This is a genomic window from Micromonospora sp. NPDC005163 (genome assembly GCF_053599835.1).
The window spans coordinates 1-7,802 of sequence record NZ_JBSFYP010000126.1; the positions used below are offsets into that span (position 1 = coordinate 1).

At 66.7% G+C, this 7,802-nt stretch carries 6 protein-coding genes; 1 reads left to right on the forward strand and 5 read right to left on the reverse strand.

Translation table 11 applies throughout. The features are described 5' to 3' along the window. Positions 1–65 precede the first annotated feature (65 nt). From ACWD6N_RS36835 to ACWD6N_RS36855, 5 genes are all read right to left on the reverse strand, one after another. Positions 66–503 carry a transposase gene (locus ACWD6N_RS36835; RefSeq protein WP_387331027.1) on the reverse strand — a complete coding sequence of 146 codons (438 nt, stop codon included), beginning with the start codon at positions 501–503 and terminating at the stop codon, positions 66–68. Positions 504–646: 143 nt separating this feature from the next. Continuing rightward, complete coding sequence (locus ACWD6N_RS36840; RefSeq protein WP_354965914.1) at positions 647–898, reverse strand: hypothetical protein; 252 nt, start codon at positions 896–898, stop codon at positions 647–649. A gap of 75 nt (positions 899–973) precedes the next feature. Further along, on the reverse strand, positions 974–2,176 hold the full coding sequence (locus ACWD6N_RS36845; protein WP_354965915.1) for a glycosyltransferase: 1,203 nt from the start codon (positions 2,174–2,176) through the stop codon (positions 974–976). 218 nt (positions 2,177–2,394) lie between these two features. Next, entirely contained in the window at positions 2,395–3,816 is a 1,422-nt protein-coding gene (locus ACWD6N_RS36850) for a phenylacetate--CoA ligase family protein (protein WP_354965916.1), read from the reverse strand. A gap of 166 nt (positions 3,817–3,982) precedes the next feature. After that, positions 3,983–6,151, reverse strand: a complete 2,169-nt coding sequence (locus ACWD6N_RS36855; protein WP_387331024.1) for a bi-domain-containing oxidoreductase — start codon at positions 6,149–6,151, stop codon at positions 3,983–3,985. A 173-nt stretch (positions 6,152–6,324) separates the two neighbouring features. Between ACWD6N_RS36855 and wecB the strand changes: the two genes are divergently transcribed. Continuing rightward, the gene (gene wecB, locus ACWD6N_RS36860) at positions 6,325–7,407 is read left to right on the forward strand and encodes a non-hydrolyzing UDP-N-acetylglucosamine 2-epimerase (RefSeq protein ID WP_354965918.1); all 1,083 of its coding nucleotides are present in this window, start codon (positions 6,325–6,327) and stop codon (positions 7,405–7,407) included. Positions 7,408–7,802: the final 395 nt, after the last annotated feature.

Sequence of the window (7,802 nt, forward strand, 5' to 3'; positions counted from 1 at the left end):
GCCCACGGCAGGTCGGCGACATCGTCCGCGCCGCTCTCCACCTCACCCATTTCGAATACCGATACCTACCGGATTCTTGTTGAGATCACGTCACTAGACGAACGGCGGTGAACGGCGAGTACGCCGCTGCTGGGCCGAAGACCATCCGGTAGGGACCCTGGACCGGGCGAACTACCGCGATGGTCGGCGTTGCTCGGGATCGTCGCGGCGATCCCGCGTCGGCGCAGGTAGGCCCTGTTGGCCTTCGAGGTGTACGTCTTGTCGGCGAGGACCCGGTCCGGTCGGGTCCTCGGGCGGCCGGTGGTCAAGCGGGGGACGCGGATGGCGGCCAGGACCGGGATGAACTGCGGGCTCTCGCCGCGCTGCCCGGCGGTCAGCCCGATCGCGAGAGGCTTCTGCCCCTGCTGATCCCCAGTGGCGTTGACCGCGACGTCTACGCCTTTCGCCGCCCACCGGCCGCCGCGCGCCCTCGCCACGCCCGACTTTCCGCAGCTGGTGAACATGCGGGCGCCTAGACACGAACAAGAACCACAGTTCCTGCTGCGCGACTTCCACCGTTCACGCCAGGTAGCCCGACGCCAACTGGCCGATCACCGGGGAGGGTGAGTACCGCTCGCACCTGGAGCGCACGTGTGACGAGCTCGGTCTACGCGGCTCGGTGCGCCTCGCCGGGCAGTTGCCGCCGCAGGAAGGCGCCGCCATGCTGGCGATCGTCGGCCGCTCGTTGCCAGTGCCCCACGACGCCGAACGACCCGGCCCGTACCAGATCAAAGACCTCCCGGAAGCCCGCCTCACGGGAGCTGCGACCACCGCCGCTGTCCACGCCACTGATGGGCACGAGCGCGACGCAGGCAGTGGCCATGCGGATGCTCGTGCTCGCCACCACACCGGCCAGCACGGCACAAGGAAGGAACCGGCAGTGACCGGGATGCAGAGGCTGCGCGGACCGCTGCGGGTCTCCGCCGCGGGTCTGTCATGCGCGCTCCACCTGCCGATCGCCAATACCGCCAGCCACCACCACTGGCGCGACCGCCCTACCCGTAAGACGCGCGAACAGCTCATCCATGAGCGCCACGCTGGAAACCTGGCTGCCCAGCCAGGCTTGGTACGCATCGAGCACCCTGGTCCGCAACGCGCGCAGCTCTTGCGGCGATATGCGCGCGAGAAGGGACAGGTGCTCTGCGAACCCGTCCGTGTCGGACCAGAACAGGGCGACGCCGCCGGCCTGGCGCGCGAGATCGGTCCACGGCGTCGCGTCGGAGATCACCGGACACAACCCCGCGGCCATGGCCTCCCGGATCGCGTGGCCGAAATTCTCCCCGCCGGTCGGAAGGAAGAACACCTGCGCCCAGGAGAGCGCCTCGGCCACGTCCTCATGCCGTACCGGACCCACGAACTCCACGCGGACGTGCCGTGGCAGCCGCGCGACCAACTCCTGGCAGTGGTGGTAGTACGCCTGATCCGATACGGGGCCGATCACGCGCAGGTGTACGGGCTCGGCCACCCTACCCACGGCGGCTATCGCGCCCGCGAGGTTCTTCTTTGGGCCAATGCGCGAGAAAAAGCAGACACGCAGCGCACCGGATGGCGCCGCAGTTTCGCCGGGCTGTTTGGCGTCGACGCACTCCTCGGGTTCGAACGCGACGGAAACCAGCTCGACCGGCCGACCGGGCAGCCACCTTCTGATGCTGTCCATCTCATCGGTCGAGGTGCAATGGATAGTCGCCCCGAGCCTGGCCAGCAGGAACCGCAAGGCGAGGAGCCCCACCCGTTTGCGCCGCGTCTTGAGCGCGAGCGCGCCGGACAGCAGTTCGCCCCTTGGCGCGAGCAGCACCGGCCGACGCCCGACCAGGCCAAGACACATGAGCGTTAGCGGAACCAGGGTGAACTCCCGGTTCCACAGACTGTTGAAGTAGTACACGTCATGGCCCAGCCGCACGAAACGGCGCATCGCGCGAAGATACGCCAGGCGTCTGCTGATATCGACATACATCACGTGCCGGCGCCGGAACTCGACGACCTCCCCCGATCGCGCGACGGGGAACGGTTCTGCGTCACCGGCGTCCCTGTCGCACGTGAAGACCGTATACGTGATATCCGAGTCGCGAGCGGCAGTGATCGCCGAAACGCTGCGGATGGGTCCGCCGGCGCGGTAGGCGGGCACGAAGTAGCCCACGAACACGCCTACGCGAACCTCCCCAGTCCGGTCAGGCTTTGGCATCCGGGCCTCCGCTCAGATCACGACGGGCTTCGCCGCGCCGCTGCCGGACGACCTTTTCGACGGCACGGCCGGGCTCGCGTACCAAGGCGTAAACACCGACACGCACGCCACAGAACTGCTCCTTTGAAGTCCATCATCGCTTCTATGCTGATCACCTCTATTCTCAAGAAAGGTCACAACTGTGAGGGGATAACGCGGCCCCGTTCCTCCAGGGATGGGCTCACCTGCTTGGTCCCCTCGTTGCCGCGCACCTCTGAAATCGCAAATCGGACCTTCCCAGTCGGTGTCCGTTGCACTTCGTCAACTCGGACGTAGTTGACCTCCACCGCCTGCCCGACAAACTTACGAAGTGAGTGGTCCAGCGCTTCCAAAGAGCTTGCCGACCACCCAACAGACGGCACATATCTCACGGTCAGGCGTCCGTTCTCGTGCTGAATAACCTGCGCCTCCGCCAGCCCGAGGGCAGGTGCGAAAGCGGCACCTGGCGCGGTAAACCGACCATCGGGAAGGACAATGAGGTCAGCCTCTCGGCCGTCTATAGACGCGACAACCCTTCCCGCACGCCCGCAAGTGCAGTGATGCTTGTCAGCGACCGCAAGATCGCCAGTAGCGTATCGCAGCAACACAGTAGCCCCGTTGCCGTACGGCGTCCCAACAATCTGAGACAACCCACCACCCTGATTGATCAGCTCAACCTCGGCGAAGTCTTCATCGACATGCAGCCGGCCTTCGACACATTCAGAGATATTCGCGACCTGTTCGGCGAGACCGTAATGTTGGACTGGCGTCACACCGAATGCACCTTCGATGCCCTTCAACTGCCAAGGCGTTAGATTCTCGCCGCCAAGGGTGAGGACGAGAGGCTGGTAGTCAAGACCTACGCCTCTCTCAAGCATACATCTTGCCAAACTCGCAATAACTGACGGAAACCCGTGAATCCACGGCAAACGCGAGCGATTGAGCTTGTCAACGTAACACTTCACGGTGGCTGGCGATATATGGTGCCCACTGAAACGCACTTCACGGCCTGGGTAATTCGTTCTCCAGTACGGCACGCCCTGGCTCTCTTCGATAACGCGCTTTCCACCAAAGAAGGCACACCACGTGGCTCTCGTGATCCCATGCCAATGCCTGTAGCGCCACCAAACAGCCCACATTTCCGCGATCGCGTTGACATCCTTACGTATAGCCAGAGATGATCCTGTTGTGCCGGAAGTCAGGACGATGCTATCGCCCTTCGCCCACGGGCGAGCAAGGAAATCGTTCGGACGGTCACGCACCTCGGTTTTGTGCGTCAAGGGTATTTCAATGAAGGCACTGTCGTCGACCAGGTCACGCCATGTTGCGCCCATCCTTTCGAAAACACTCTTGTAGTACGGGGTACGGGATGCATATTCCAGGACAGCAGCTCGCCTAGTTTTGCGGAATATTGATACCCGCTCTGGATCCCACATATCTCGCTCCTCGTACTCGGCAAGGCGCCGATGGAAGAGCGCTCCGTACCTCTGTCTATTCACTCCCACGCCAGCAACTGACATCAGCATGTTCTGGGCCATTGCCGGAAGCCGGAAGTAGACGTCATCCCGATTAATCACAACACATCCTTGTTGTTTCGGCTAGGCGGTGCAGGCGAGATGAGATCCACTCCTGCACAGCTCGCCTTTGTGCAACGCAAACAGTTGCATTCGTGTGCAGGCGCTCATCCACTTGGCGCCGAACGTGCCTGTCCTCGCGCACCTTGAGTCAGCCGCGCTTGCGTGTTCATGAGCTGAACCCGGCGCCCACGGCGATCGCAGGGTCCACCTGCGTCAGCAGGCGCGACGGGTTCACCTGGATGCCGGCCAAGGCGGCGACCACCGACAGCGCGGCCTTCGTCGTACCGAGTGATGCTTCAAGCTCCGGTTGGTCGGGCGTGTCCCCGGCGATCGCCGCGCGCACGTGGGCGAGCAGTTCCTGGTGTCCCTTGCCCACGGGTACCCGCTTTACCACCACGCCGTCGATCTCCAGGCGCCGGAAGTCGTCGATCACCACGGTGTGCCCGCGGCCGAGCACTTCCACGCGTTCCTTGGGGGTACGCCGGTGCCCGCGCGTGCAATACGTGATCGTCGCCGTGGACCCGTCGGCGTACCCGAGCAGCACGCTCACGTCCTCTTCCAGCGCCGTTTCGCCGCGACCGCTGCCGTGTGCGTGAACGACGCTCGGCTGCTCGCCAACCAGCCACGACGCGAGGTCGATGAAGTGGCACACCTCGCCGCAGACGCGGCCGCCCTGGCGCCGGTCGTAGTACCAGTGCGAGTGGGGTAGCGACCCGGCGTTGATCCGGTAGGCGACGGTCAGCGGCCCGGATCCGGTCGCCAGGGCCTCCCTCGCGCGTACCACCATGGGCGCGTGCCGGCGGTTGAAGCCGGCGAACAGGTGGCCCGAGTTGCGGTCATAGGCGGCCGTGAGCTCGTCGAGCTCGCCCTGGCTCAGCGCGAGTGGCTTCTCGACGAACACGTGCTTGCCGGCGTCGAGCGCCTGCACCGCCAGGCGGGCGTGAGAGTCGTGGCGGCTGAGGATGAACACCACGTCGATGTCATCGCGGGCAAGCAGGTCCTCGACGGTCGGTACCACGACGGCGATGTCGTTGCGCTGCGCGAGGTGTTGCGCTGACAGGCCCTTGGCGGAGGTGACGGCGACGAGATCGTCCGCCCAGCCGGCCGCTTTGAGCGCGGGCAGGAACGTCGCCTTGGCGTAGTTCCCGGCGCCGATCAGCCCCGCCCGCAGCTGCGGCGAGCTGCGGCGCGGCCGGATCGTGATCGCGCTGCGGGACGGCTGCGCCGGGGCCGCATAGCTGAGCTGCACCGCGAGCGAGCGTGGGTCGGAGTCCAGCACGTCGTATGCCGCCGTGGCCTGCTCCACCGGAAAGACATGCGTGACCAGGTCATCGACCGTGACCCTGCCACTGGCCACCAGGTCGAGGTACGCCTCGATGTTGCGCCGCGCCGTCCAACGCACGTGGCCGATCGGATAGTCGACGCCCCATTCCTCGTAGGTGCGGTCGTAGCGGCCGGGGCCGTAGCTGCGCGCGAACCGAAGATCCAGTTCCCGCTCGTAGAACTTCCTGCGGTCGAGCTCCAGCCCGACGTCACCGACGACGACCAGCCGGCCGCGATCGCGGGCGATCTCGGTAGCCCGCGCGACCGGCTCCGACGACCGCGTTGCCGCCGTGATCAGGATCGCGTCGACGCCGCGGCCACGGGTGATCTCCAGGATCTCTTCCGTGGTCGGCGCGCCGGCCTCGACCAGACCGACCGCGCCTGCGCCTCGGGCCAGTTCCGCCGTCCAGTCACGTAGGTCGATGCCGATGACGTTGAGACCCGAGGCGAGCGCCAGGCGTACCGTCAGTTGCCCGACGAGGCCGAGGCCAAGGACCGCGACGGAGCCGCCCACACCCACCTCGGCCTGCCGCAGTCCTTGCAGCGCGATGGCCGCGACCGCGCCGAAGGCGGCAGCCTGGTCCGATACCGCCTCGGGGACTGGCACCGCGAGCAGACCGGGCACTGCCTGATATTCGGCGTGCCCCGCCGATGCCGTGGCCACGCGCATCCCCGGTCGAATGCCATCGGTCGCGGGACCGGCGGCGACGACGACACCCGAGGCGCTGTACCCGAGCGGCATGTCCTCGTCGAGCCGGTTGCGCACGGCGGCGAGCGTCGAGCGGACGCCCTCGGTCCGCGCCTTGCTCACGACCTGGCGGACCAGATCCGGCCGCGCTCGGGCCTTGCGCAGCAGGCTCGCCGAGGCAAGCTCACGCACGGCGCGCTCGGTGCCCGCTGACAGCAGGGACCTGCGCGTGGCGACGAGCACCTCGGTGGCGCCGGGCTCGGGCTGCGGTACCTCGGCGACCTTCAACTCGCCGCCGGATACCGACTGGACAACTTGCTTCACTGGGCGTGCCTGCCTTCGCGGAGAACGTCGGGTATGCGGCTGGCGGCGCACCAGGGCGGCCGCTGCGCCGCCGGCGTATCGGTCAATCACGATTGTAAGGGATTAAACGCATCGGAGGGGATGACTTGTACTATTAGTACATCTGGTCAACCCGGAGTGCCACGAGGAGACACATGTCAGCCGCCGTTGTCCTGCACGTCGCGGGCGCGCGCCCGAACTTCCCCAAGGCAGCGCCGGTGATCCGGGCGCTCGACCGTCACGGTCTCCGGCAGCTGCTCGTCCACACCGGACAGCACTACGACGAGCGGATGTCGGAGGTCTTCTTCCGCCAGCTGCGCCTGCCCGAGCCCGACATCAACCTCGGCGTGGGATCGGGAAGCCACGCGTGCCAGACCGCCGGCATCATGGCCGGCCTGGACGAACTGATGACCGCGACCCGCCCGGCGCTCACGGTCGTCTATGGCGACGTCAACTCCGCGCTCGCCGCCGCCCTCGTCGCGACAAAGCTGGGGATCCCCGTCGCGCACGTCGAGGCCGGCCTGCGCAGCTTCGACCGGTCGATGCCCGAAGAGATCAACCGCATCGTCGTCGACCACCTGTCCGACCTGCTGCTCGCGACAAGTGCCGACGCCGTGGCACATCTCGGCAACGAGGGGACCGCGGCAGACAAGATCCACTTCGTCGGCAACCCCATGATCGACACGCTCCTGGACAACCTCGACCGCTTCGACGTCGCCGGTATCCGCGCCGCGCTCTCGCTGCCCGACCGCTACATCGTGGCGACGCTGCACCGGCCGGCCAACGTCGACGATCCCGCCGGCGTGATCGACCTGGTCAAGGCGATGCACGCGGTGGCCGACCAGCTCCCGGTCGTCCTGCCGCTGCACCCGCGCGGCCGGCACCACCTCGAGAACGCGGGCCTGCACTCGCATCGCGCGCTGCGCGTGGTCGAGCCGCTGGGCTACATCGAGTTCGTCAGCCTTCTACGCGGCGCGGCGGTCGTCGTCACCGACTCCGGCGGCGTACAGGAGGAGGCGACAATGCTCGGGGTGCCGTGCCTGACGCTGCGGCCCAACACCGAGCGCCCGGTCACGATCACCCACGGCACCAACCGCCTCGTCACCCGGGCGGCGCTTGCCGAGGCCGTGGCAACCACGCTGGATGCGGGGCGGCCCGCTACGTGGCGTACCCCGCCGTTGTGGGACGGCAAGGCCGGCGAGCGCATCGCGGAGATCATCGCGGGTGTACTCAGGTAGCCAGCCCACATCCCCACGGTCCGGCGGCCCGACCTGCACCGACGGTAGGTGCCCTGGAACTCGGTGCGCTGCCCTGCGCGCTGATTCCTTCGCTCCGCAGCACGACGAACACCGTCTCAACGAGAATCGGCAGGTCCAGGCCGAGGCTGCGGCGGTCGACGTACTCGACATCGACGAATGCCTGGCCGCATCGGCGATCTTCTACCCCTCGGCCGTCGAGGCGTTCGGCTATCCGCTCGCTGAGGCCCGGGCGTACGGCATGCCGATCATCAATCTCACTCGCGATTGGCGATCCGGCACCACTGAGGTGATCTCAGCAAGGTTCGGCGGCCGAGTGGGGATGACACGGGCGTAACGTCCATACCGGACGGTGTTGGATATGGACGTGGAGCCAT

Coding starts and splice junctions, on each gene's coding strand:
- ACWD6N_RS36835 (WP_387331027.1), bottom strand. CDS start 503: ATGTTCACCAGCTGCGGAAAGTCGGGCGTGGCGAGGGCGCGCGGCGGC.
- wecB (WP_354965918.1), top strand. CDS start 6,325: ATGTCAGCCGCCGTTGTCCTGCACGTCGCGGGCGCGCGCCCGAACTTC.